The sequence below is a fragment of the Microbacterium sp. A8/3-1 genome, from assembly GCF_040267695.1.
Lineage (GTDB): Bacteria > Actinomycetota > Actinomycetes > Actinomycetales > Microbacteriaceae > Microbacterium > Microbacterium luteolum.
The window spans coordinates 3,664,219-3,688,277 of record NZ_CP158357.1; the positions used below are offsets into that span (position 1 = coordinate 3,664,219).

The following is a 24,059-nucleotide window of genomic DNA, read 5'->3' on the forward strand; positions in this document are numbered from 1 at the left end:
CCGCTCAGCCGTCCGAGCGGGAGTAGACCACCTCTCCGGCGACGATCGTGACAGCCGTGCCGACACCGATCAGAGCCTCCGACGGGATGGCGAACGGGTCGACGGTCGACACGACGATGTCCGCGCGGGCGCCGATGCGCAGCATCCCGCCGTCTCCCAGCACGAGCTCCGCCGATCCGCTCGTGTACGCCGCGAGCGCCTCGGTGAGCGTCAGACGCTGAGTCGCGTCGAGGGGCTCGCTCGGCTGTCCTCCAGGGCCCGGCAGGCTGCGGTTGACCGCCACGTGGATCGCGAGCCACGGGTCGGCAGGGGAGACGGGCCAGTCCGAGCCCATCGCGAGAGCGGCGCCGCTGTCGGCGATCGACCGGAACGGATAGCCGGCGCGCATGCGCGCCTCGCCGATCATCGGGACGACGGCCGGGTCGTGGGACGCCCAGAGGCCCTGGATGTTCGCGGTGATGCCCAGCGGTCCGAAACGCCTCGCGTCGTCCGGATGCACCATCGACAGGTGGGCGAAATGGTGGCGCTGTCCCGTGCCGTTCGCGCGCCGCGCGGCCTCGACGGCGGCGAGGGCGACACGAACTCCGCGATCGCCCATGATGTGCAGGTGCATCGCGAAGCCGGCGGCGTCCAGACCCACCACGAGGGCTTCGAGCGCTGCGGCATCGATGTGCAGCTCACCGCTTCCGGCGTGGCTGCAGTAGGGCTCCAGCAGCGCGGCGGTCTCGCCGTGCGGCACGCCGTCGACCATCGCCTTCGCCGTGGACGTGTCGAAGCCGGCCGCGGCGTTCTCAGCGCGCAGCGCGATGAACCGCTCGATCAGGGTCGGCACCTCGGACGCCGTCGATCCGGGCGGCACCCACAGCGCTCCCGACGTGCGGCTGCGGAGGGTGCCGTCGGCGATGGTCGCCCGGTAGGCCTCGGTGCAGTCGGCCTTGCCGTTGTATTCGCCGAGGATCGCCTCGTGCCACCCCGTGATGCCGAGCGTCCAGAGGAACTCCTGCGCGTTCCGCAGTCCCGCGGCGATCTCGGCATCCGTCGTCGCGGGGATCACGCGTCCGACGAGTTCTGCCGCCGTCTCGTTGAGGTAGCCGGTGGGGTCGCCGTGCTCGTCGCGGTGGATGTGCCCGTTCGGCGGGGCGGGGGTGTCGCGGTCGACCCCGGCGAGTGCGAGCGCCCGCGAGTTCACCCACAGGGTGTGGTGCCCCGCATCGCTCAGCGCCACCGGTCGATCGGGCACGATGGTGTCGAGCACCTGCCTGGTCGGATGCGGGAACAGCTCGTGACTCCACCCGCCACCGGTGATCCACTCGGCATCCGTCGTCTCGGCGGCGCGGGCGACCAGCGCCAGCGTCTCCTCGACGCTCGCGGCTCCCGTCAGGTCGCAGCTGAGCCGCTCGACGCCGGCGAACGCCGCATGGATGTGCGCGTCCACGAAACCGGGGAGGATGCCGCCGCCCGCGGCATCCACGATGCGCGTGTCGGGACCGGCGAACGCGAGGATCTCGGCGTCGGAGCCGATCGCGAGGATCCGCCCGCCGCGGACGGCGATCGCGGTGTCGGACGTGCCGATCTTGCCGTCGAACACGCGTCCGTCGATGATGCACACGTCGGCTGCGAGGGTGGAGGTCATGGTCGTTCTCCTTCTGATGCGGGCGTTCGTCGTGGCACGGGCATGGGGCTCACACCACGCGGAAGACGCGGATGACGACCTGATCGTCGCCGGGACGCGCGTAGCCGATGAACTGCGACTCCGCGAGCCAGCGCAGGTCGGCGGCATCCGTCTGGAACACGAAGGCCGTGCGGTAGTAGAGGTCTTCCTCGCCGGGTGCCTCGCCGGCCTCGAAACGTTCGATCGCTGCGGCATTCGCGCGCCAGTATCCGCGGTTCACGACGTCGACGACGTGGCCGTCGATCTCGACGAGGTAGCGGGCGTCGAGCTGCGTGGTCGTGCCGTGGTCGACCCACCAGTCGCCGCCGCCGGGCAGCACGGTGCCCTCGGCGCGCGGGCCGGTGAGGCGCCCTCCGGTGATCGGCGTGAAGTGCAGCTGTCCGCCCGCGCCGCGGCCGATCCGTCGCGGCGCCGTCACATCGACCTGCAGCTCGAAGCAGTATTCCAGCGCGGGTGTCATCGGTTCGGGTGCGGTCATCGCCGGCTCCTTCTCGTTGTTCGGTCTCGTCCGATCGTAGGGATCGGCGTCGTCCGCAGGGGGATCCGGCGCTGCGGCACCCACCCCGCCCGGGGGATCGAATCCAGCAGCAGGCGGGTGTACTCGGCCTGCGGATCGTCGAGCACGGTCGCCGTGTCGCCGTACTCCTCGATCCGTCCGTCGCGCATCACGACGACCTCGTCGCACAGTCGGCGCACCACCGTGAGGTCGTGCGTGATCATGAGGAGAGCGACCCCGGTGTCGAGCCGGATGCGCTCGAGCAGCGTGAGGACCTCGACCTGCGTCGTCACGTCGAGAGCGGATACGGCCTCGTCGAGGACGAGCACGCGGGGTTCCGCCGCGAGCGCCCGTGCGATCGCCACGCGCTGTCGCTGTCCGCCCGAGAGTGACCGGGGGCGCGCGTCGAGCAGCGCATCGTCGAGGCGCACAGCGGCCATCAGCTCTGTCACGCGGGCGGCCACCGCCGCCCGATCGTCGGAGCGCCGGTGCACGCGCACGGCCTCAGTCAGGCACTGCCGCACGGTCTGACGCCGATCGAGCGACTGATACGGGTCCTGGAACACCATCTGCACGACCTTGGCGCGGGTGCGCCGCTCAGCGCCGGAACGCGCCGGCACGCTCCAGTCCTCGCCCGAGACCTGGACGCTGCCGGCATCCGTCCTCTCGAGTCCGCAGATGATGCGGGCGGTCGTGGACTTCCCCGAGCCGGACTCGCCGACGATGCCCAGCGATCCGCCGGCAGCGAGCGCGAAGGCGACGTCGTCGATCGCGGTGAGGATCTCATGCCCGCGGCCTCGGGCGGCGCGCACGCGGAACGACTTCTTCAGTCCGTCGACCCGCAGCACGGGTTCGTCGGCGAGGGCCGACACGGGCGGGGGAGCGTCGGTGAGAGGCGCGGCGATGTCGAGCGAGGCCGACATCAGGATGCGCGTGTAGTCCTCGGTCGCATCCTGCCGCATGCTCGCGGCCCGGAGCGTCTCGATCGTGCGGCCCTCTTTCATCACGACCACACGGTCGCAGACCGCTCCGGCGAGAGCCAGGTCGTGCGTGATGAACAGCAGCGACAGGTCACGGTGCTGCCGGAGGTCGCCGATCACGGCCATGACCTCCTCCTGCGTCGTCACGTCCAGGGCGGTCGTGATCTCGTCGGCGAGCAGCAGTCGCGGATTCATCGCGAGAGTGGAGGCGATCATGACGCGCTGGAGCAGCCCGCCCGAGAGTTCGGCGGGACGCTGTCGCAGACGTCGCTCGGGAGAGGGTACTCCGACTTCGTCGAGCAGCTCGACGGCCTTCCGCTCCGCCGTCTCTCGGGTGGCGCCGCCGACGGACACGAGCGCCTCGGTGAGGAAGTCGCCGATCGTGCGCAGCGGATTGAGGTGTGCGCGGGGCGTCTGGAACGCCATGCCGATGCGGAGGGCGCGCAGTTCGCGGCGTCCGCGGTCGTCGAGGTCGGCGAGGTCCTGCCCCTCCACGGCGATCGTGCCCTTCGTCGTGAAGCTCTCCGGCAGGAGCCCGGCGATCGCCCGGACGCTGAGGGTCTTCCCCGATCCGGACTCGCCGACCAGCCCGACGGATTCGCCGAGGCCCACGTCGAGCGTGCAGTCGTGTACGAGGTTGCGCGGGCCGTCCGCCGTCGGCATCGCGATCTCGAGGCTGCGCAGCTGCAGCACGGGTGCCGTCATCGTTCCTTCTCCTCTGCCCAGGTGGTGGCGCGGGCGCCGATGATCCCGACGGAGAGCACCGTCACGACGATGAGCGCTGCGGGGAACAGTGACTGCTCGGGAGCACCGGCGAGGATTGCCGCCTGCCCGCCCGCGATCATCGAGCCCCAGTCGGCGGCGGGCGGCTGCGCGCCGAGGCCGAGGAAGGAGATCGCGGCCAGGTCGAGCATCGCGTAGCCGAAGCCCACGGTCGCCTGGGCGGCGACGACGGGTATCAGCGCGGGGATCAGATGCCGGAAGCAGATGGCCGCGCTCGACACGCCCTGCACGCGGAGCGCGGCGATGTACGGCCTTCCGAGCTCGCGCGACGCAGCGGTCTGGGTGAGCCGCGCCACGACGGGGATGTAGGCGATCGACAGGGCGACCACGGGGGCGACGAGCCCTTTTCCGAACATGGCCACGGCGAGCACCGCGAGCACGAGACCGGGGATCGCGAAGATCACGTCGATCACACGGGCGATGGTCCCGCGCACGATGCCGCCGAACCAGGCGGCGGTGATCGCGAGACCCATGCCGAGGGTGGTGGACAGCGCCACGACGATCACCGGCGCGATTACGCTGGATGCCGCGCCCGTGAGCACCCGCGAGAGGATGTCGCGCCCCAGGTCGTCGGTGCCGAACAGGTGATCGAGGGTGGGGGCTCCGTTGGGAGCGCCCGCGTACAGCTGTTCCGGCGGGTACGGCGCGAGCCAGCGTCCGGCGACGACGATCACGGCGACGAGGGCGAGCACGACCACGGCGGCGACCACCAGCGGGTCGCGGCGCGCGAGGCGATATGTGGCGGCGGGGAGGCGCCCCGCGGCGAGCTGTCCGACGCTCATGCGCTTCTCCTCGATCGTGCGGAGTCGGGGTCGATGACGGCGGCGAGCAGGTCGGCGATCGCGTTGAGCACCACGAACAGGGCGACGAGCAGCAGCGAGACGATCTGCACCACGGGAAGGTCTTTGCGGGCCGCAGCCTCGGTGAGCAGCGACCCGACGCCGCCGAGGCCGAACGCCTGCTCGGCGATGGCCGACGCCGCGAAGAGCCCGGCGATGGTCGTCCCCGAGATCGCGAGGATCTGCGGAGCGGCGTTGTGGAAGACATGTCGGCGGAACACCCGGTTCCATGGGATGCCGCGCACTCGGGCCGTCTCGACATGCTCGGAATGCAGCTGTGCGACCAACGCGCTGCGCGTCACCCGGCTGACGTAGGCGATGAACATCAGGGCCAGCGAGACGGCGGGGAGCACGAGATGCCAGAGTCGATCGAGGCCCTCCTGGCCGGCGCCGAACGTCGGGAACCAGCCGAGCGAGGTCGCGAAGATCCAGATCAGCAGGATCGCGACGATGAACGTGGGCATCGCCATCCCGAGCGACGTCGCGACCGAGACGGCCATGTCGGTGCGGCGTCCGCTGACGGCGGCGAGGATGCCGGAGCCGAGGCCGAACACCGCGATCAGGGTGGCGGTGAGCAGCACCAGCTGGAACGTCACCTGGAATCGCGCGCCGACCAGTTCCGCGACATCCGTCTTGTAGACGAACGACTGTCCGAAGTCGCCGGTGAGCACGCCGCCGAGCCAGTGCACATACTGCAGCCAGATCGGGTCGTCCAGTCGGTACTCGGCACGGATCGCCGCCACGAGCTCGGGGGTCGGACGAGCGCCCCCCGCCAGCGCCGCCACCGGGTCTCCCGGCGTCAGCAGGAGCGCCGAGAAGATGATGACGCTGGCGAGGAACAGGGTGAGCACGAGTCCGCCCACCTTGCCGAGCACTGTCCTGATCATGATGCGATTCCGTCTCGTCTGTCCGGTCGTCTCACTCGGCGCCGAGGTGCAGCGCCCACGGGGAGCTGTAGATCGCGACGGAGGTGGTGATCCCGGTGAGGTCGTCCGACAGATAGGTGAGGTGATGTGCTCCGGCGAGCGTCACCTGCAACTGGTCGGGCGCGAACACCTCCTGCGCCTTCACGAAGGCGTCGGCGGCGGCAATCGGATCGACGGTCGTGCGGGCGGTCTGCAGATCGGCCGTCACCTCGTCGTTCGAGTATCCCGACCAGTTGAAGATGCCGCCGAGCTCGGCCGGCAGCATGAAGAGTTGCGGGTAGCCCAGCACGCCCGGCACCTCGAGGTAGCCGACCGTCGACACGAAGTCGATGCCTGCGCGCAGCTCGGGTGAGTAGAAGAGGGCGCCGAAGTCGGCGGGCTGCCGCTCATCGATCGCCACGGTGAGGCCGATGTCCTTCGCTGCGCTCTGCACGATGGCGGCCGTCTGCGAGAACTCCTTCGCGCCGGCGGGGACGGCGAACACGAGCGGCACGGAGGTGTCGATGCCGGATTCGGCGATCAGCTCCTTCGCCCGGTCGAGGTCGACCTCGGGGGCGGGCAGCGCGTCGTAGGCCTCCTGGTAGGTGTCCCGCGCCTCCATGCCGCCGAACACGAACGGCGGGACGATCGTCTTCTGCACCTCGCCGAGCCCCTGCAGCACGGTGTCGATGTAGACCTTCCGGTCGATCGCGAGGCTCAGGGCCTGCCGCACACGCGGGTCGGCCGCCGCGCTGTCGGCCGAGGTGGGCCCGAAGCTGTACGAGGCGGTCGAAGGGCCGACGATCAGGCGGCCTTCGCCGCCTTCGGCCTCGAAGCTCTGGCGGGATCCCGGCGGCACGTTGAAGGCGCCGTCGATCTCGCCCGCCGTCAGCGCGGAGGTGAGCGTCGCGCCGTCGGTCACGAACACGAAGCGGATGCGTTCGGTCAGCGGCGCTCCGCCCCAGTAGTCCGGGTTGGCGACGACCGAGATCTCGCTGCCCGGCTTCCAGTCCTCGAGGCGGTACGGGCCGGCGCACAGCAGGCCTCCGCCGGAAGTGCCGAGCTCCTGGCCGGCGGCCTCGCCGAAGGCCTGGCTCATGACGGCGCCGCCTCCGCCGCCGAGGGCGTCGCGGAAAGTGGAGTCGGGGGCGGTGAAGTGCACAAGAACCGTGTCGTCGTCGGTCGCCTCGATGCTCGAGATCAGGGCGAAGGCGGCGTACCACTGCGAGGCGGGCGTGCGGTTGCGCTCGAGGCTGTAGGCGACGTCGGATGCCGTGACCGGCGTGCCGTCCCAGAAAGAGACGTCGTCGCGGAGCGTGATCTCGAAGGTCACCGGATCGATCCACTCGGCGGCCTCGGCGATGCCCGCCTCGATCGTGAAGTCCGGCTCGACGGTGAGCAGACTGTCGCAGAGGTTCGGGATGATGACGTTAGCCGAGGACGCGGGGTCGAGCGTCTGCGGTTCGCCCTCGACGACGGCCCAGGTGACCTCGTCCACGGGATTCTTCGCGGCCGGGAGGGAGGTCACGAGGGAGGTCGGGTCGACCTGCTCGGCATTCTCGGTCGTATTGGTGCGCGGAGCGCAGGCGGTGACGGCGAGAACGGTCGCGGTCGCCAGGGCGGCGACGGCGGCGGTCCGGCGTCGGGTGATACGGGTCATGTCGGGTCCTCTCGGGTGCGTGCAACGGAGGTGGTGCGGGCAGTGCGGAGGTGGTGCTGTGGTGCTGTGGTGGTGAATTGATCGGGTCGTCAGTGCTCAGCGCACGACGTAGATGCGGATGCAGATCTGCTCGTCCTCGTCGCGGGCCAGGCCGATGAACTGGTTCCGGGCGAGCCAGCTGTGCGCCGGAGCATCCGTCTGGAACACGGGAGCGGTACGGAAGTACGGGGTTCCGTCCTCTTCTTCGCGGTAGTAGCCGCGGTTGAGGATGTCGATCGCCGCACCGTCCTCGGCCCGCAGCAGGTAGCGCGCCTCGAGCTGGTGCGTGCCGTCCCGCTCGACGGACCAGTCGCCGCCGCCGGGAAGAACGGTGCCGCGCAGCAGGGGGCCGTCGACTGTGCCGCCGGTGATCGGCGTGAAGGCGAGCACCTCGTGCGGTCCGCGTCCGAGATGGATGTCGGTGTCGACGTCGACCCGGATCTCGAAGGCGTACTCGAGCTCGGGCTCCGGCAGTCCGGAGGCGGCGGTGGGGGATGCGGTCATGACAGGTCTCCTTGCAGGACGGGAAGGCGGAGGGCCAGACCGAGCGGCCCGCCGAGGGTGAGGTGCTGGCGGTTGACGGCGGTGGCGCCGCCCGCCCACGGATCGGCACCCGTGCCGGTCTGCGGGATGAACTCGGGGTAGTCGCTGCTCGACACGTGCAGGCGCAGGCGATGCCCGGCCGCCACGCGGTAGCCGACCTGCCCGAGGTCGACATCGAGATCGGCGGCGTCGGTGGCGTCGGTCACCTGGCGCTGGCCGCGGGCGATTCGCAGGGCCGAGCCGTCGGGAGACACGTCGAGCAACCGCAGGAAGACGTCCATCACGGGTCCGTCGGAGCGGACGCGTGCCGTCGCCCTGACGGGACCTGCGAGATCGACGTCGGCCTCGAGCGCCGCAGTGGTGAAGACGAGCACGTCGTCGCGGTCGCCGATCGGCGCCTCATCGGGGAGCTCGAGCAAGAACGAGAACGCGTCGTCGGCGCTCGAGGGCACGAGGTCGGCCGGATCGTGCGCCCAGCTGATCTCGGTCGGTGCGTCGGCAGCGGCATCCGTCGCCAGCCCGCCGTCGGCGATCGCGAGCAGCTCGACAATGCGGATGCCGGCCGGCGGCCAGGTCGCCTCGATGCGATTCTCGTGTGTGCCGGCGAGGTTCCAGTGCACCGGGGGGATGTCGGCGGGGGAGCCGTTGCCTCGCAGATACACCTCGAAGAAGGCGAGCGCGGGATCGAGCGTGCGGGGGAGGAGTGCGCGCACCTGATCTTCCGAGCGCTCGGCGACACGGTCCTCGGGAGCCGTGAGGAGTTCGAAGCCCTCGTGATCGATCGACTCGATGCGCAGGTGGTGGTGCGCCGACCACGCCGGGTGCTTCTCGATCTCGGCGACGTCGGCCCACGACAGTGGCGCGCAGTTGTCCCACCAGCCGATCGTGTGCAACACGGGGATCGAGCGTGCCGCGAAAGGAGTCCCGAGTGGGAAGCGGGGCAGATGCACCGGCCGCGGATACCACTGGTCGTAGGAGATCGAGCGCTCGCCGACGGTAGCCAGGAGGTCCTCGACCTGCGCAGCGAAGTCGCGGCGCGACCAGTCGGGCTCCCACATGAAGGTGTCGTTGCCGTGGAAGTGGCTGACCGGATACAGGTAGGTGATCGCCCACTCGACGTTCGAGATGCGCTCGCCCGGGCTCCGCCGCACCGGCTCGCCGAGACCGGTTCCGGTCACGCGTGGGGCGATCGCCTTGAGCGCGGGGTGGCCGCTCGCCGCCGCCGCCCACTGCGTGTACCCGTAGTAGCTGTCGCCCCACATCACGACGCGTCCGTTCGACCACGGCTGCTGCACGATCCAGTCGAGGGTGTCCTCGCCGTCGCGCACCTCGTTGACGAACAGCAGCGCCTCGCCTTCGGAGCGGAACTTGCCACGGACGTCCTGTGCCACGACCCGGTAGCCGCGCGACATGAGGTACTCGGCGATGAGCGGGATGTACGTGTAGGCGCCGCTCTTGTCGTACGGGAGGCGGATGAGGACGGTGTCGCCGGCATCCGTCTCGGAATCCGGCAGGTAGACGTCGGCGGCGAGGAGCACGCCGTCGCGCATCCGGATGCGGGCGGGGCGGGCGAGGTCGCTCTCCGGCGCCGCCGAGATGCGGGTGTAGCTGGCCATTGCTCTCCTTCGAAACCTCCGCGCCGCGCTGTCTGCGGAGCTGATGAATCACAAGCTAGGTCCGTTCGAGTTAATAGTCAAGTCCGACTAGACTAGAAACCGGAGAAAGTTCGAGATATCCTGCTGAGGCGGGAAGAGGGAGAGTGATGGCACGTCCAACGGTGGCAGCGGAGCGCCGCGAGCAGATCATCGACGCCACACTGCAGACGGTGGCGCAGCACGGCATCGCCGGCACGTCGCTGGATCGCATCGCCGAAGCCGTCGGGATGTCACGCGGCCACGTGCGGCATTTCGTCGGCAATCGCGATCAGCTTCTCGCCGAGACGGCGCGCCGCGTCTTCTCGGACGATGCCGGGAAGCTGACGATCCTGCCCGATGAGGTGACCACGTTCACCGAGGCGCTGGACTTCCTGTTCGGTGAGGACTTCACCCGGTCCGATGCGGAGAATGCCGTGGTCCTCGGCTTCGTCGAGCTGTCCCGCACCACCCCGGCGATCGCGGAGATTCTCGCGGAGGCCTATGCGAGCACGCGCCGGACGCTCGCCGAATTCGCCGTCATCGCCTATCCCCGAGCGGATGCCGCGACCTGCGAACTCGTGGCGGACGGAACCCTGTCCGCGGCCCTCGGCAACGTGTTCATGGGCGACTTCGACCCCGACGAGGTGCGCACGACCCGCGTGCGGCGCGCGGTCGAGAAGCTGCTCTCGGCGATCTGACGACCGCTCGGGCGAGGACGCCCGGGTCAGGCCACGTACACCTTTCGCAGCGTCTCGGTCACGGTCCAGGTCGTCCGCATCCCCTCGGCGAGGCGGACGAACGAACCCGGTCCCACCTCGAGGTCCGGCAGCCCGGAAGACGCGAACGCGATCGTGGCGCGGCCCGAGAGCACGACGAACACCTCATCGGCTTCGGTGTCGGTCGCGGTGCCGGGCGTCATCTCCCAGATGCCGATCTCCAACCCGTTGAGCGTGGTCAGCTCGCGGGTGGCGGTCGTCGGGGTGCCGGAGACCACTTCCTCGGCGGGAAGCGACTCATGGGAGAGGGTCAGCGTCGCGGCATCCACCCCCACCCCGGCGGCGAGCCCGCTCACGAGTCGAAGCCCATGCCGACGGCGTCGAGCGTCTTGAGGAAGAGGTTGCGCTTGCCCTCGTTGTGGTCGGCCTGGTTCATCGCGGCGCGCACCAGGTTGACCCCGATCGAGGCCGCGGGCTCCGGCGGGAACGGGATCGGCTTCTCCCGCACCATCCGCAGCTCGGTCCGCTCGGTCACCTCGCCCGACAGCTTGTCGAGCATGACGTCGGCGGCGAATCGTGCCGCTCCGACACCGAGGCCCGTGAATCCGGTCGCGTAGGCGACCCGCCCGCGACGGGCCGTGCCGAAGAACGCGCAGAACCGGCTCGATGAGTCGATGGCTCCGGCCCAGCGGTGCGTGAAGCGCAGGCCCTCGAGCTGCGGGAACGTCGTGAAGAAGTGCGAGGCGAGCTTGCGGTGGCTCTCCATGCGGTCCTCGTACTCGGGGCGCACCTTGCCGCCGTAGTGGTAGATCGCGTCGTAGCCGCCGAACAGGATGCGGTTGTCGGCGGTGAGCCGGTAGTAGTGGAACTGGTTCGCGCTGTCGGCCAGACCCTGACGGTTCGACCAGCCGATCGACGCCAGCTGCTCGGTCGAGAGCGGCTCCGTCATCAGCACGTAGTCGTACACGGGCACGGTCATCAGGCGGTTGCGCTTGAGGAGCGAGGGGAACACGTTCGTGCCGAGGGCCACGGCATCCGCCGTCACGCGTCCGTTCGCCGTCACCAGGGTGATCGGTCCCGATCCGTCGCCTTCGACGCGCTTCACCAGGCTGTGCTCGTAGATCTCGACGCCGAGGTCCGCGGCGACGCGCGCCAGCTCCATGCCGAGCTTGGCCGGATGCACGAGGGCGCAGCCCTCACGCTCCCACGCGCCGGCGAGGAAGGTGGGGGAATGCACCTCCGCCTGCACGGCCTCCTGGTCGAGGAACCCGGGCTCGTCGCGATACCACTCGACCTGGTGCGGCTCGACGGCGACGGCGAGCTGCCCCGTGCGCTCGAAGTCGGCCTTCATGTCGTAGCGGGCGATCGTCTGCTCGATGCCGTCGAGGTTCTCGAGGCCCAGCTCTTCGAGGCGGTCGATCTCCTCGGGCCAGCGGGTCAGTCCGTTCTCGTGGCCGTGCGTGAGGCTGGCCTCGCAGAATCCGCCGTTGCGGCTGGATGCCGCCCAGGCGATGCGCGACGCTTCGAGCAGCACGACGCGCCGCTCGGGGTCGCGCTCTTTGGCGCGCACGGCCGTCCACAGTCCGGTGTAGCCGCCGCCCACGATGACGAGGTCGGTCGTGATGTGTCCGGTGAGGGTCGGGTGCTCCGTGCGCGGCACGTCGTCGAGCCAGAACACCCCGAGCTCGGTGTCGCGCAGCGAGGCCGCGACCGCGACGGGGGCGGGCAGGCGGCGTTCGAAGACGGTGGTTCCCATGGTGTTCTCCGTGGCTTCCGTTGGGGTCGGGGTGCGCGTCAGCGCGTGCCCCAGTTGTAGAGGTCCTTGTAGAGGCCGGCGTAGAGCAGGCTCTCGGTGTGCGCGATGCCGGGAATCGTGCGGATGCGGGTCGCGATGAGGTCGATCAGGTGCTCGTCGTCTTCGCACACGGCCTCGACGAGGATGTCGAAGGTGCCGAGCGTCACGACGACGTACGCCAGTTCGCGGATCTTCGTGAGTTCCTCGGCGATCTCGCGCGGGTCGCCGGTGACGCGGATGCCGATCATCGACATGCGGTGGAAGCCCAGCTGCATCGGGTCGGTGACGGCGACGATCTGGATGATGCCGGCCTCGGTCATGCGCTGCACCCTCTGGCGGGCGGCGGCTTCGCTGAGTCCCACTTCGCGGCCGATCTCGGCATAGGGGCGTCGGCCGTCCTCTTGGAGGAGTTCGACGATCCGCTTCGAGATGCCGTCGAGAGCCGGCTGCTTGGGCTTGGTGCTCATGGGTCGATATTGTCAGGCTGCATTCGTTCATGCAACTGATTCAGTCGTTTTGGAACGAAAAAACCTTTTGATTTCGTGGTGGAGGCGTTACGCTGACGCCATGCCCAGTGATCTTCTGAAGAACGCCGCGCCGCTGCAGAACTTCATCGGCGGCCGCTACGTGCCCGCGAACGGTGCCGGGCGGATGCCGCTGCTCGACCCGGCGACCGAGGAGCCCTACGGCGAGATCCCGGTGTCGGACACCGGCGACGTGGATGCGGCCTATGCCGCGGCATCCGCTGCCTTCCCGCTCTGGCGCGACACGACGCCCGCCGACCGGCAGCTCGCCCTGTTCCGCATCGCCGACGAGATGCAGGCGCGGGCCGAGGAGTTCGCCGACCTCGAGTCGCAGGACACCGGCAAGCCGCGGGCGAGCCTCGTCGCCGACGAGATCCTGCAGTCGGTCGATCAGCTGCGCTTCTTCGCCGGGGCGGCGCGCAGCCTCGAGGGGCGTGCGGCGGGGGAGTACCTCGCCGGGCACACCTCGTTCGTGCGCCGCGAGCCGGTTGGCGTGATCGGTCAGGTGACGCCGTGGAACTACCCGTTGAACATGGCGGTCTGGAAGATCGCGCCCGCGATCGCCGCCGGCAACACCGTCGTGCTGAAGCCCGCGGAGTCGACGCCGCTCACCACGCTGCTGCTGGCCGAGATCGTCGCGCAGCACACGCCCGCCGGCGTTCTCAACGTCGTGCTGGGCGACCGCGAGACCGGCGTCGCGCTGGTGGAGCATCCGACTCCGCAGATGGTCGCCATCACGGGATCGGTGCGGGCGGGAATGGCGGTGGCGCGCTCCGCCGCGAACGACGTCAAGCGCGTGCACCTCGAGCTCGGCGGCAAGGCTCCGGCGATCGTGTTCCCGGACGCGTCGATCGAGAAGGCGGCCGCGGGGATCGTGAATGCGGCGTTCTTCAACGCCGGTCAGGACTGCACCGCGGCGACCAGGGTGCTCGTGCATTCCTCGATCCACGACGAGCTCGTGGCGGCGCTCGTCGAGCGGACCCGCTCGGATGCCCGCACCGGCGGACCGCAGGAGGAGGGCGTGCTGTACGGGCCGCTGAGCAGCGCGGCGCAGCTCGCGCAGGTGTCGGGATTCGTCGAGCGGCTGCCGGCGCACGCGACGATCGAGACCGGCGGCAGGCGGCAGGGTGAGCGCGGCTACTTCTTCGAGGCCACGATCGTGTCGGGGCTTCATCAGGACGACGAGGCCGTGCAGGGGGAGATCTTCGGCCCCGTGCTCACGGTGCAGGCGTTCGAGACGGAGGATGAGGCGCTCGCGATGGCGAATGACGTGCCGTTCGCGCTGGCGTCATCGGTCTGGACGACCGATCACGCGCGGGCGATGCGGTTCTCGCGCGACCTGGACTTCGGCTGCGTCTGGATCAACACGCACATCCCGTTCGTGTCGGACATGCCGCACGGCGGGTTCAAGCACTCCGGGTACGGCAAGGACCTGTCGCAGTACGGGTTCGACGACTACACGCGCATCAAGCACGTGATGACGGCGCTGGACTGAGGGCGGGCGCGGGGCCAGCAGAATACTGGTCCCTGCGGCGGTCGCCCACTATCGTGACCCTCACGAACACTGGGGGTTCACATGTCCACGCCGACCTACTTCCTTCACGGGCTTCGGAGAATGGCGGGGCGGGATGCTGCTGAGGCGCACCGTGCCGCGACCCCGCTGGAGCTGCTGTTCGATCTGACGTTCGTCGCCGCGTTCGGGGTCGCCGGCAACCAGCTCGCCTCGGCGATCGCGCACGGAGACATCGCGGCCGGCGTCGGCGGCTTCTGCTTCGCGATGGTCGCGATCGTGTGGGCGTGGATCAACTACTCGTGGTTCGCCTCGGCGTTCGACACCGATGACTGGCTGTTCCGCGTGCTGACGATGGTGCAGATGGCGGGTGTCGTGGTGCTCGCGATCGCGCTTCCTCAGGTGTTCGCCTCGCTGGAGCGCGGGCAACAGATCGCGAACGAGGTCATGGTCGCCGGCTATGTGGTGATGCGCGTCGCGGTGATCGCCCAGTGGTGGCGCGCGGCGCACGGAAACCCGAAGTATCGCTCCGTCGCCAAGACCTACGCGATGGTCATCGGCATCGCCCAGGTGGGCTGGGTCGTACTGATCTTCCTTCCGCTGGATCCGTTCGGGTTCCTGATCGGCGCACTCGTCGTCTCGACGATCGATTGGGCCAGCCCGATCATCGCGGAGACGAAGGGCTTCCGTCATGGCGGAGGCGCCACCCCGTGGCATCCGCATCACATCGCCGAGCGCTACGCGCTGCTCGCGATCATCGCGCTCGGCGAGACGGTGTTCGGCACACTCGTCGCCGCGCAGGCGGTGACGGATGCCGAGGGCTGGTCGGTCTCGTCCATCGCGGTGATCGGCCTGGGGATCGTGATGGCCTTCGCGCTGTGGTGGGTGTACTTCATGGTGCCGAGCGCGCCGATCCTCGCGGTGCGTCGCTCCAAGGCGCTCGTGTGGGGATACGGCCACATCGTGCTGTTCGCCGCGATCGCCGCGGTGGGCGCCGGCCTGCATGTGATCGGCTACGTCTACGACGAGCACTATCACGTGAGCACATTGACGGCGATCTCGTCGATCGCGCTCCCGGTGCTCGCGTTCATGGTCACGCTGTATCTGCTGCACGCCTGGCTCGTCTCGGAGTTCCCGAAGAACTCGCCGCTGCAGATCTCCGTGATCGCGCTGCCCGTTGTCGCGATCATCGGCGCTGCGCTCGGCTGGCCGCTGTGGGCGTGCCTGCTGATCGTCGTCAGCTCGCCGATCCTGATCGTGCTGTCGTACGAGCTCGGCGCCTGGCGTGCGCTCGAGGCGCAGCTCGTCCGCGTGCTCGGGTCGGAGCGGGTGGTCGTGGGGTGACGTCAGGCGGGATCCGGGTCAGGTCACGTTCGTCGTGAGCCACGGCAGGGGGTCCACGGGGGTGCCGTTGATGTGCACCTCGAAGTGCAGGCAGGAGCCGAACACGTATCCGGTCGATCCGACGTCGCCGATGTACTGGCCTGCGTCGACGCAGTCGCCGACCTCGACCGCGCGACTCCCGTAGGACATGTGCGAGTAGACGGTGCTCACGGCCTGCCCGTCGACGATGCTCTCGATCTGGATCGTCACGCCGTAGCCCTCGAAGCTCTCGGTCGACCGGGAGACGCAGCCCTTCATGGCCGCGTTGATCGGCGTGCCGATGGGTGCAGCGAAGTCCTGGCCGAGATGAGAGCGCCCGGGTCGCGAGGCGCCGAAGCCATCGGTGAACGAGTACGTCCCATCGGCCATCGGCATCACGACGCGATCGGCGAGCGGGATCTCGATCGCGCTGCTGAGCGGCATGCCGGCGGCAACCGCGGCAGCGACAGCACGGGAGCGCGTCTCCTTGATCTCCTCGGGCGTCGTCGCGGCGAAAGCCCCGCGCGGAGCGATCTCCGCGCGGATCTCGTTCGTCGCCGCGTATGACTGAGAGTCGGCGTCTGCCGCGGACGAGACGGCCGCTGCGGCGCTGGCCGCGGCGGTCTGATGGCTCAGCGGGTTGAGCCCGGGAAATGCTGCTCCGGTGATCATCACGCCGATGGCGAGCGTGGCACCGAGCGCCTTGACCTTCGCCCAGTGGCGCTTCGTCCGGCGGGACTGAACCCGGGAGATCGGTGCGACCGGCAGCGTCGTCTTCGAGGTCGGCCGGGGTGTGATCGTCGGGGGTAGCTGCGGGGACATCGGTACTGACATCGGTGCGTCAGGTGCTGACACAGGCGCGTCGACTGTGCGGGAGCTCTGCGCACTCGCCGACGCGGCGCGCCGAAGATCACGGCGCAACAGCGGGCGCTGCGAGTCGGAGATGTCGGTGGCTGGTTCCGAGGCACCCTGGGCGGGCTCGGTTGGCAGGGAGTTCGTGACGGGTCCTTCCGGAGGCGGGTGTACTCGGCGGTCGATCCCCCGGATGCCACCGTTACCGATTCGTAATTTATGCGCTGGGCGGCGCGGGGTCAAATCGAGCGCGAGTCGTAGGGGCGGGCTCCCGTTGGCTGGCGCGGGTTCCTTCGGGCTGTTCCGGTCGCGAGATGACAGGGGTTCCGCCTGTCTCAGGTGCGGTTTCGCGACGCCTCAGCCGGCGAGTACCTTGACCCGCCGGTGCTCCTTCAGCGTGAGATTCGGCCGCTCGTCCACCTTCGCGGCGCCGTCGAGCTCCCATCCGTGGCGTTCGTAGAAGGCATCGGCGCGGTCGTTGCCGTCGAGCACCCACAGGTAGGCGCGGGTGTGGCCGGCATCCATGATCCGCTCCGCTGCGGTCGTGAGGAGTGCATGGCCGACGCCGGTCGACCACGCATCGGGGTCGGCGTAGATGCCGTAGATCTCGCCGTCGGCAGTGCCGTCCTCGTCTCGCCCTGAGCCGAACGATGCCCAGCCGAGGATCCGGTCATCGCGGACGGCGACCAGGATTCCGAGGCCGGTGGGCAGCGGTTCGGCGATGAACCTCCTCCAATTGGCGGCGCGATCCGGGATCGAGAGGGAGTCGAGCACGTCCTGATCGATGAGTCCGCGATAGGCGGTCTGCCAGGAGCGCACGTGGATGCGGGCGACATCGTCGGCGTCGTCGGCGCGGCCGTCGCGGACTTCGAGCGGGGCGGTCATCCGTCCACCCTAGTGAGGGCGCGGGAGTGTGAGCGAGCCGTCTTGGTGGGTGTTCTGTGGAGGGGAACTGGCTGTTGCGGGAGTACTGGAATATTGCTCTGATCTGGGTAATTTCGAGGCCTGAATGTCGGTGGCCCTCGGTTGAATGGGGGTATGAACAGCACCGCGGAGATCTTCGATCGGGTCGTCCCCGACGTCCGCGGAGTGCTGCGGGCGGATGCCGTTCGAGTGCTGTCGAATGCCGAGAAGATGGAGCTGCTTCGCGTGGCGGGCGACGTGCAGCGGGTGGTCGATGCGCTGGTCGTGGAGACCGTCGCATCGACCGATGCCGATTTCGCGCGGTCGTTCGGGTGCGCGTCGATGAACGAGCTGTTGCAGCGGGCGCTGCGCACGGACGCGGCAGGGGCCGGGCGGGTGGTGCGGGCGGCGAAGGCTGTGCACCGCGAGACCGAGTTCACGTCGGGAGCGCCGCTTCCGGCGCTGTGGCCGCAGATGCGGGAAGCACTGCTCGACGGGGTCGTCGGGGTCGCGGGGCTCTTGGCGGCCACGGTGCCGGTGGAGCAGGCGGGGCGGCGCATCAGTCCCGAAGACCGGTTGCGGACGGATGCCGAACTCGCGGCGTTCGCACGCGGGTTCGCTGCGGGTTCGGATGCGGATGCGGAAGCCGATGCGGATGCCGATGCCGATGCGGATGCGGATGCGGATGCGGACGATGCGGATGCGGACGATGCGGAAGCGGCGCCGCCGGCGACCCCGGAGGATCTGCGGCTTCTCGCGAAGGTGATCGTGACCTACCTCGACCCCGACGGCGCCGAACCCGCGGAGGACATCGCCCAGCGCGGGCGCGGTGTGCTCCTCGGCCGGGCGAAGAACGGCCTCATCCCGCTCCGCGGCGACCTCCTCCCCGAAGTGGCAGGGCAGCTGCAACGCATCTGGGACGCCTACCTCAACCCCAAAGTCGACGGCCCACCCCTTCCGGGTGTGAGCTTCCGGCCCACCGACGACCTCGACGCCGACACGATCGAGACTCCAGAGGAACCGCACGCCGAAGGGGACACTCTGCCCGGTGGTGACTCCACTGGGATGGTCGACACCCGCACTCGGGCGCAGAAGCAGCACGATGCTCTCGCCGCCGCGCTCGGGATCGCCGCCCGCCACGACGAGATGCCCCGGCTCGGAGGTGCCGCCCCGACCGTCGTCGTGTCTGTCACCGCCCAGGACTATGCGACCGGCCGCGGATGGGCGCACATCGACGGGACAGACACCCCCACGACCATGGCCACCGCCCGGCATGCCGCGTGTGGAGGGAACATCCAACGGGTGCTGTTCGATCCCGAAGGTCGCATCATCGGCATCGGGACCACGGAGCGTATCTTCACCGTCCATCAACGCCGGGCGATCACCCTCCGTGACAAGGAATGCCTCATCCCCGGGTGCCATGTTCCGGCATCCTGGTGCGAGATCCACCACGTCACCGAACACGCCAGCGGCGGACCCACTCATACCGACAACGGAGTGACCCTCTGCTGGCACCACCACCGCACGCTCGACACGAGTGGGTGGGAGATCCGCATGCAGAACGGCATCCCGCAGGTGCGGGGCCCGGCGTGGTGGGACCCCGAACAGCGCTGGCGCACGCCCCGTCACCTGCTCCAGAGCATCCACAGGCGCGCCGGCTGACCGACTGCGCGTCACCTGTCGAGGAGGGTGATCCAAGGATGTCCGGGATGAGCGGTGGCCAACGCCGATCGAAGCCAGTGAATCGCGTCAGGATCGAGCCTCGAATCACCCATCGACGGGTGCAACCCGATGTGGCATAGTGGGCGGGACGCCGACCCAGGGATGACATGTCGAGACCACTCGCGGGACCGCAGAGCCTGCTTCGCACACTCAATGGCCGCGCGATCCTCGAGGCTCTGGCGCGCAGCGGTCCGCAGACCCGCGCCGAGCTGATGGCCACCACCGGACTCTCCCGCACGGCCGTGACCCAGGTGCTCCGCATGCTCGACGGGGCTGGCGCCGTCGCCGCTGCCGGCGTCGACCGTGACACCCGCGGACCCGCGGCCGGACGTGTCGGACTGCACCCGCGTCTCGGTTTCGCCGCCGCCGTGCACGTCGACCACCACGCCGCCCACGTCGTCCTCGTCGATGCGACCGGTGCCGTGCGAGCTGAGCAGCACGCCGCCTTCCTCAGCGGCGACCGCGTCGGGCGCATCGTCGAACTCATCGAGAGATGCCGCCGCGCCCTCAAGGGACCCGTGCACCTCGCGGTCGTCGGCGTCCCGGGCATCGTCACCCCCGAAGGAGGGATCCGCGACGACCTCGGACCCGACGGCGGAGCCTTCCGCAGCGCCCTCTCCGAGACGCTCGGCTGCCCCGTCCGCGTCGAGAACGACGTGAACCTCGCCGCCCTGGCAGAGCTCACCGCCGGGTCGGGAGGCGAACTCGCCAGCTTCGCGCTGCTCCACCTCGACGACGGCCTCGGCGCCGGCATCGTGCTCGACGGAGTCCTGCACCGCGGATTCTCCGGCGTCGCCGGAGAGGTCGCCTACCTCCCGCAGACCCCTCTGCCCATCGGCGCACCGATCGTGAACGACGCCGTCGTCGGAGATCTCGCGCTGGGCCTCGGGCTCGACGTCGATGCCACGCTCCTAGAACACCTCGAAGCCGCACAAGCCGGCGACGAGGTCGCGCAGAAGCTCGTCGCCGAGATCGGCCGGCGCATCGTGCTCGTCGCCGGCAGCGTCGGACTCGTCCTCGACCCCGAGGCCTTCATCCTCGGCGGTGACGCTGTCCACCCGATGCTCGTCGACGCCGTCGCACGCACCGCCGCCGAGTACGCGGCCCAGCTGCCGCTGCGCTTCCTGGTCTCCTCCTTCGGCCCGGAGGCGCCGCTCGTCGGGGCCGTGGGCGAAGCGGCATCCGCTCTCCGGGTCTCGCTCTTCACCGGCATCCTCACCCCATCCGCCAAGATCAGTCGCTGACCGACCCGACAGGACCAGCCGATGACCGTTCCGTCCGACCTCGCCGATCGACTCGGACTCGCCCCGGGCGCGCGGGCCATCATCCTCAACGCCGACGACTTCGGCATGTGTCATGCCGCCAACACCGCCATCGTCGACCTGCTCACCGCCGGCAGGATCGACTCGACGACCCTGATGGTGCCGTGCTCCTGGTCGCCGGAGGCGCTCGCGTTCGCGGCATCCCGCACCGATCTCGACGTCGGCGTGCACCTCGTGCTGACCAGCGAATGGAGCCGCTACCGCTGGCGTCCGCTCACCGGAACATCGACGACCCTCGTCGACGCCGACGGATTCTTCCCCGCCGACACCGCAGTCGTCGAGCGGACCGCCGCGGATGCCGACGTCGCCGCGGAGATCGCCGCGCAGCTGCAGGCCGCGCTCGATGCGGGCGTCGACGTGACACACCTCGACAACCACATGGGCTCGGTCTACGGGCTCCTCACCGGCCGCGACTTCCTCCGTCCCGTGTTCGAGCTCGCCGCCCGGCACGGCCTCCCCTTCCGCCTTCCGCGCAGCATGGACGGCGTCGGAGCGGATGCCGCGCTGCAGGCGAAGCTCGACGAAGCCGCGGCGGGCGCCGATGCCGCAGGGGTCGAGATCGTCGACCGGCTGTGGAGCCACCCGTTCGAACTCCTCGGCGAGGGCACGGACGAGGAGGAGACGTACGAGCAGGTGCGCGAAGGCTTCGTCGCTCTGCTGCGCGCCGTGCCGGCCGGGCTCACCGAGATCTACCTGCATCCGATGGTCGACGACGAGGAGCTGCGCGCGGCGGTCGACTACGGCGCCGCGAAGCGCGGCTACGAGCAGCGGCTGCTCAGCGATCCGGTGGTGCTGCAGGCGATCGAGGACGAAGCGCTCGTGCGGGTGGGCTGGCGCGACTTGCGCGACCTGCAGCGGAGCCGTATCCGATGACGTCGCTGGGCGGACGACTGCGCGAACGGCGGCTCGACGCCGCACCCACGCGAGCGCAGTCGATCGCCTTCGGGGCCTCCGGGTTCCCCACCCAGCTCATGGCGCAGACGTTCTCGGCGTTCGTCGTCTACTTCTACGTCTCCCATCTCGCGGTACCGGCAGGCGCGGTCGCCGTGGCGATGATCGCCCACGGCATCCTCAACGCGGTGCTGAACCCGGTCGTCGGAACGCTCTCCGACCGGCTGCGCACCCCGTGGGGTCGGCGAGTCCCGTGGATCGGCCTCGGCATCGTGCCGCTCGTCGTGGCGTTCGCCCTGGTGTGGATGCCGCCTGACCTCCCCGTCACGGGGCTCATCGTCTGGTTCCTCGTCGTCGTCGCGGTCTACGACATCGCGTTCGTGGTGGTGGTGCTCAACATCTCCGCCCTGTTCCCGGAGATCTTCCGCACGACAGAGGAGCGGTCAAGGGGGAACGTTCCGCGGCAGATCTTCGCGATCCTCGGCATGGTGCTCGGAACCGCCGGCGCCCCCGCCCTGTACGACGCGATCGGATGGCCGGGCATGGCCCTCGTGCTCGGCGGCGTCTGCCTGGTGCTGCTCGCCTGGTCGTTCCTCGGCGGCATGATCGAGCGGCGCGCGCCCGACGTCGGCGAAGCGCAGGTCGCTGCCCCGATGCGCTGGCGCGACCAGCTGACCTACACGTTCCGCAACCGCGCGTTCGTCCCGTACGTCCTCGGGTCGCTGTTCGTGCAGACCGCGATCGCCGTGATCCTTGCCGCCATCCCCTTCTACGTGCGGTACTCGCTGGGCGCGGACGAGGGTGAGAGCAGCATCCTGCTCGGTGCGATCTTCGTCACCGCGATCCCCTCGATCCTGCTGTGGAGCGCGGTCGTGCGGCGCACCAGCCCGCGCACGGCGCTGCTGTGGAGCGTGGCCGTGTTCGGCATCGCCGTGCTCGGCTACGTCGCCCCGTCGAACGTGCTCGGCGCGGCCCTCGTCGGCGTGGCCGTCGGCGTCGGAGTCGGCGGGCTGCTGCAGCTGCTCGAGGTGATGCTCGCGCAGATCATCGATGCGGATGCCGTGCGCACCGGCCACCGCCGCGAAGGCGCCTACTTCGGGGTGAACGGCTTCGTGGTGCGCGGGGCGGTCGTGCTGCAGGCGGTGGTCGCGGCCTGGGTGCTGACGGCATCCGGATTCGACGCGGGTCTCGAGGATGCGCAACCGGAGTCCGTCGACGGCGGCATCCGGCTGATGCTCGCGGTGATCCCGCTTGGGTTCACCTCACTCGCCTGGCTCTGCTTCTGGCTCTACCCCATCCGTTCGCGCGACGTCTGAGCGCAGCCTCCTCCCACATGGTTAACAGATTCGTCTGATTAACCGCTTGACCACGTCCGGAATGTCGGGTTACTCTCTGCGTAACCGATTAACCAAAGACGATTGGACGGGCAGTGAGCCAGCGAGGTTTCTACCAGCCGCAGAGCGGATGGGTGGGGGATGTCATCCCCTGGCAGGAGGACGGCGTGCTCCACCTGTTCTATCTGCACGAGACGCGGCAGGTGCCGAAAGAGGGCATGCCGTGGCATCGCATCTCGACCGAGAACCTCGTCGACTTCGCCGATCACGGCGAGGCGATCGCGTCGGGCGGCGCCGCCTCGGATGACTTCAACATCTACACCGGAAGCATCGTCCGCGATGCCGAGGGCGTGCACCACGCCTTCTACACCGGACAGAATCCCGACCGTCGCGGAACCGACGGCCTCCCGCTGCAACTGGTCCTCCACGCGACCAGCGATGACGACATGGCCTCGTGGCAGCGGCATCCGGAGCACACCTTCGGCGCCACGGCCGGGTACGAAACCGCCGACTGGCGCGACCCGTTCGTCTTCCGAGACGACAGCGCCGGCCTCTGGCGGATGCTGATCACCGCTCGGCACGACAATGGTCCCGAACGGCGGCGAGGCGTCATCGCGCAGTGCACCTCCCGCGACCTCGTGCACTGGGAGCCTGCCGCGCCGTTCTGGGATCCGCGGCGCTGCGTCGCGCATGAATGCCCCGAAGTGTTCCAGTGGGGTGACTGGTGGTATCTCGTCTCCTCCGAGTTCAGCGATGCGTTCATGACCCGCTACCGCATGGCGCGCAGCCTCGACGGGCCCTGGATCGTCCCCGAACACGACACCCTCGACTCCCGCGCCTTCTACGCGGCGAAGTCCGCCGCCCGCGGCGATCGACGCTTCTTCTTCGGATGGATCGCCACCCGCGAAGGCGGCACCGACGACGGGGCCTGGCAGTGGGCGGGCACGATGTCGGTCATCGAAGCCGAGCAGCGCGCCGACGGCACGCTCGCCTTCCACCCGACGGACGAGCTGCGTCAGACGTTCGGCACACCGAACACCGCGCTTCCGGCCCGCACGACGCTGAGCGCCCCGGATGGGTACGCGCAGGTCCTCAGCGAGGAGATCCCCGAAGAGGCGTTCCGTCTCGTCGCACGGTTCGAGATCGGATCCGGCACGCGCGAGTGCGGCATCGTGCTCCGGGTCGGCGATGACGGCGAGTCCGGGTACAGCCTCCGGCTCGAGCCGCAGCGCAACCGCCTCGTCTTCGACCGGTGGCCGCGTCGCTCCACCGGAACCGAGCAGTGGCAGATCTCCGGTGACGTGCCCTTCGTGATCGAGCTCGAGCGACCTGTCGATCTCGCACCGGGTGAGCACGAGCTCGAGGTGATCGTCGACGGCGAACTCTGCGTCGCAACCGTCGATGATTCGACGGTCCTGAGCACGCGGCTCTACGACCACCCGACAGGTCGAGTCGGCGCGTTCGTCGGCGAGGGAGAGATCACCGTGCTCGAGTTCACCCTGCGCACGCGTGATCGCTCTCCCGTCGAAGCGCCACAGCCCGGCCTCCTCGCGACGAACGCGTGACTGCTGCACCCC

The 24,059-nt window shown here is 69.5% G+C and carries 21 protein-coding genes; 8 read left to right on the forward strand and 13 right to left on the reverse strand.

Annotated elements, in window-relative coordinates; translation table 11 throughout:
• Positions 1–4: 4 nt before the first annotated feature.
• From ABS642_RS17935 to ABS642_RS17970, 8 genes are all read right to left on the reverse strand, one after another.
• The gene (locus ABS642_RS17935; protein ID WP_350351188.1) at positions 5–1,633 is read right to left on the reverse strand and encodes an amidohydrolase; all 1,629 of its coding nucleotides are present in this window, start codon (positions 1,631–1,633) and stop codon (positions 5–7) included.
• A 49-nt stretch (positions 1,634–1,682) separates the two neighbouring features.
• On the reverse strand, positions 1,683–2,150 hold the full coding sequence (locus tag ABS642_RS17940) for a DUF3237 domain-containing protein (RefSeq protein ID WP_350351189.1): 468 nt from the start codon (positions 2,148–2,150) through the stop codon (positions 1,683–1,685).
• Positions 2,147–3,853: an ABC transporter ATP-binding protein gene (locus tag ABS642_RS17945; RefSeq protein WP_350351190.1), complete on the reverse strand. Its 1,707-nt coding sequence runs from the start codon at positions 3,851–3,853 to the stop codon at positions 2,147–2,149. Before ABS642_RS17945 ends, ABS642_RS17940 begins: the two co-directional genes overlap by 4 nt.
• Positions 3,850–4,713, reverse strand: coding sequence for an ABC transporter permease (locus tag ABS642_RS17950; RefSeq protein ID WP_350351191.1), 864 nt, complete (start codon positions 4,711–4,713; stop codon positions 3,850–3,852). Before ABS642_RS17950 ends, ABS642_RS17945 begins: the two co-directional genes overlap by 4 nt.
• A complete protein-coding gene (locus tag ABS642_RS17955; RefSeq protein ID WP_350351192.1) occupies positions 4,710–5,657 on the reverse strand; it encodes an ABC transporter permease in 948 nt (315 codons plus the stop codon). The genes ABS642_RS17950 and ABS642_RS17955 overlap by 4 nt, the downstream gene beginning before the upstream one ends.
• A gap of 31 nt (positions 5,658–5,688) precedes the next feature.
• Positions 5,689–7,335 (reverse strand): ABC transporter substrate-binding protein, encoded by a 1,647-nt coding sequence (locus tag ABS642_RS17960; protein WP_350351193.1) that lies wholly within the window; start codon positions 7,333–7,335, stop codon positions 5,689–5,691.
• Positions 7,336–7,431: 96 nt separating this feature from the next.
• Positions 7,432–7,878, reverse strand: coding sequence for a DUF3237 domain-containing protein (locus ABS642_RS17965; RefSeq protein WP_350351194.1), 447 nt, complete (start codon positions 7,876–7,878; stop codon positions 7,432–7,434).
• Positions 7,875–9,533, reverse strand: a complete 1,659-nt coding sequence (locus ABS642_RS17970; RefSeq protein ID WP_350351195.1) for a CocE/NonD family hydrolase — start codon at positions 9,531–9,533, stop codon at positions 7,875–7,877. The genes ABS642_RS17965 and ABS642_RS17970 overlap by 4 nt, the downstream gene beginning before the upstream one ends.
• 146 nt (positions 9,534–9,679) lie before the next feature.
• Between ABS642_RS17970 and ABS642_RS17975 the strand changes: the two genes are divergently transcribed.
• Entirely contained in the window at positions 9,680–10,249 is a 570-nt protein-coding gene (locus ABS642_RS17975; protein ID WP_350351196.1) for a TetR/AcrR family transcriptional regulator, read from the forward strand.
• A gap of 26 nt (positions 10,250–10,275) precedes the next feature.
• Here ABS642_RS17975 and ABS642_RS17980 read toward each other — a convergent pair whose 3' ends face one another.
• The 3 genes from ABS642_RS17980 to ABS642_RS17990 are packed head-to-tail and all read right to left on the reverse strand — an operon-like array spanning position 10,276 to position 12,529.
• Complete coding sequence (locus ABS642_RS17980; protein ID WP_350351197.1) at positions 10,276–10,623, reverse strand: cupin domain-containing protein; 348 nt, start codon at positions 10,621–10,623, stop codon at positions 10,276–10,278.
• Positions 10,620–12,023, reverse strand: a complete 1,404-nt coding sequence (locus ABS642_RS17985; RefSeq protein ID WP_350351198.1) for an FAD-dependent oxidoreductase — start codon at positions 12,021–12,023, stop codon at positions 10,620–10,622. The genes ABS642_RS17980 and ABS642_RS17985 overlap by 4 nt, the downstream gene beginning before the upstream one ends.
• A 38-nt stretch (positions 12,024–12,061) precedes the next feature.
• Complete coding sequence (locus tag ABS642_RS17990; protein WP_282215897.1) at positions 12,062–12,529, reverse strand: Lrp/AsnC family transcriptional regulator; 468 nt, start codon at positions 12,527–12,529, stop codon at positions 12,062–12,064.
• Positions 12,530–12,629: 100 nt separating this feature from the next.
• Between ABS642_RS17990 and ABS642_RS17995 the strand changes: the two genes are divergently transcribed.
• Entirely contained in the window at positions 12,630–14,081 is a 1,452-nt protein-coding gene (locus ABS642_RS17995; protein ID WP_282215898.1) for a gamma-aminobutyraldehyde dehydrogenase, read from the forward strand.
• Between the two features lie 81 nt (positions 14,082–14,162).
• Positions 14,163–15,440 (forward strand): low temperature requirement protein A, encoded by a 1,278-nt coding sequence (locus ABS642_RS18000; RefSeq protein ID WP_350351199.1) that lies wholly within the window; start codon positions 14,163–14,165, stop codon positions 15,438–15,440.
• Between the two features lie 18 nt (positions 15,441–15,458).
• On the opposite strand, the gene ABS642_RS18005 is transcribed toward ABS642_RS18000, so the two are convergent.
• Both ABS642_RS18005 and ABS642_RS18010 read right to left on the reverse strand, forming a co-directional pair.
• Entirely contained in the window at positions 15,459–16,280 is an 822-nt protein-coding gene (locus tag ABS642_RS18005; RefSeq protein ID WP_350351200.1) for a M23 family metallopeptidase, read from the reverse strand.
• A 387-nt stretch (positions 16,281–16,667) separates the two neighbouring features.
• Positions 16,668–17,195: a GNAT family N-acetyltransferase gene (locus tag ABS642_RS18010; RefSeq protein ID WP_350351201.1), complete on the reverse strand. Its 528-nt coding sequence runs from the start codon at positions 17,193–17,195 to the stop codon at positions 16,668–16,670.
• Positions 17,196–17,348: 153 nt separating this feature from the next.
• Here ABS642_RS18010 and ABS642_RS18015 point away from each other — a divergent pair, with 153 nt between their 5' ends.
• From ABS642_RS18015 to ABS642_RS18035, 5 genes are all read left to right on the forward strand, one after another.
• Entirely contained in the window at positions 17,349–18,875 is a 1,527-nt protein-coding gene (locus ABS642_RS18015; RefSeq protein ID WP_350351202.1) for a DUF222 domain-containing protein, read from the forward strand.
• A gap of 167 nt (positions 18,876–19,042) precedes the next feature.
• Entirely contained in the window at positions 19,043–20,179 is a 1,137-nt protein-coding gene (locus tag ABS642_RS18020; protein ID WP_350351203.1) for an ROK family protein, read from the forward strand.
• A 21-nt stretch (positions 20,180–20,200) separates the two neighbouring features.
• A complete protein-coding gene (locus ABS642_RS18025) occupies positions 20,201–21,130 on the forward strand; it encodes a polysaccharide deacetylase family protein (protein WP_350351204.1) in 930 nt (309 codons plus the stop codon).
• A complete protein-coding gene (locus tag ABS642_RS18030) occupies positions 21,127–22,464 on the forward strand; it encodes an MFS transporter (protein WP_350351205.1) in 1,338 nt (445 codons plus the stop codon). The genes ABS642_RS18025 and ABS642_RS18030 overlap by 4 nt, the downstream gene beginning before the upstream one ends.
• A 113-nt stretch (positions 22,465–22,577) precedes the next feature.
• A complete protein-coding gene (locus ABS642_RS18035) occupies positions 22,578–24,047 on the forward strand; it encodes a GH32 C-terminal domain-containing protein (RefSeq protein WP_350351206.1) in 1,470 nt (489 codons plus the stop codon).
• Positions 24,048–24,059 lie beyond the last annotated feature (12 nt).

What these genes read in the sequence shown, in the direction of transcription:
- ABS642_RS17950 (WP_350351191.1), bottom strand. Translation starts at nt 4,713, where the DNA reads ATGAGCGTCGGACAGCTCGCCGCGGGGCGCCTCCCCGCCGCCACATAT.
- ABS642_RS17975 (WP_350351196.1), top strand. Translation starts at nt 9,680, where the DNA reads ATGGCACGTCCAACGGTGGCAGCGGAGCGCCGCGAGCAGATCATCGAC.
- ABS642_RS18005 (WP_350351200.1), bottom strand. Translation starts at nt 16,280, where the DNA reads ATGTCCCCGCAGCTACCCCCGACGATCACACCCCGGCCGACCTCGAAG.
- ABS642_RS17995 (WP_282215898.1), top strand. Translation starts at nt 12,630, where the DNA reads ATGCCCAGTGATCTTCTGAAGAACGCCGCGCCGCTGCAGAACTTCATC.
- ABS642_RS17970 (WP_350351195.1), bottom strand. Translation starts at nt 9,533, where the DNA reads ATGGCCAGCTACACCCGCATCTCGGCGGCGCCGGAGAGCGACCTCGCC.
- ABS642_RS18000 (WP_350351199.1), top strand. Translation starts at nt 14,163, where the DNA reads ATGTCCACGCCGACCTACTTCCTTCACGGGCTTCGGAGAATGGCGGGG.
- ABS642_RS17955 (WP_350351192.1), bottom strand. Translation starts at nt 5,657, where the DNA reads ATGATCAGGACAGTGCTCGGCAAGGTGGGCGGACTCGTGCTCACCCTG.
- ABS642_RS17985 (WP_350351198.1), bottom strand. Translation starts at nt 12,023, where the DNA reads ATGGGAACCACCGTCTTCGAACGCCGCCTGCCCGCCCCCGTCGCGGTC.
- ABS642_RS17965 (WP_350351194.1), bottom strand. Translation starts at nt 7,878, where the DNA reads ATGACCGCATCCCCCACCGCCGCCTCCGGACTGCCGGAGCCCGAGCTC.
- ABS642_RS18010 (WP_350351201.1), bottom strand. Translation starts at nt 17,195, where the DNA reads ATGACCGCCCCGCTCGAAGTCCGCGACGGCCGCGCCGACGACGCCGAC.
- ABS642_RS17990 (WP_282215897.1), bottom strand. Translation starts at nt 12,529, where the DNA reads ATGAGCACCAAGCCCAAGCAGCCGGCTCTCGACGGCATCTCGAAGCGG.
- ABS642_RS18025 (WP_350351204.1), top strand. Translation starts at nt 20,201, where the DNA reads ATGACCGTTCCGTCCGACCTCGCCGATCGACTCGGACTCGCCCCGGGC.
- ABS642_RS17960 (WP_350351193.1), bottom strand. Translation starts at nt 7,335, where the DNA reads ATGACCCGTATCACCCGACGCCGGACCGCCGCCGTCGCCGCCCTGGCG.
- ABS642_RS18020 (WP_350351203.1), top strand. Translation starts at nt 19,043, where the DNA reads ATGTCGAGACCACTCGCGGGACCGCAGAGCCTGCTTCGCACACTCAAT.
- ABS642_RS17940 (WP_350351189.1), bottom strand. Translation starts at nt 2,150, where the DNA reads ATGACCGCACCCGAACCGATGACACCCGCGCTGGAATACTGCTTCGAG.
- ABS642_RS17935 (WP_350351188.1), bottom strand. Translation starts at nt 1,633, where the DNA reads ATGACCTCCACCCTCGCAGCCGACGTGTGCATCATCGACGGACGCGTG.
- ABS642_RS18030 (WP_350351205.1), top strand. Translation starts at nt 21,127, where the DNA reads ATGACGTCGCTGGGCGGACGACTGCGCGAACGGCGGCTCGACGCCGCA.
- ABS642_RS17945 (WP_350351190.1), bottom strand. Translation starts at nt 3,853, where the DNA reads ATGACGGCACCCGTGCTGCAGCTGCGCAGCCTCGAGATCGCGATGCCG.
- ABS642_RS18015 (WP_350351202.1), top strand. Translation starts at nt 17,349, where the DNA reads ATGAACAGCACCGCGGAGATCTTCGATCGGGTCGTCCCCGACGTCCGC.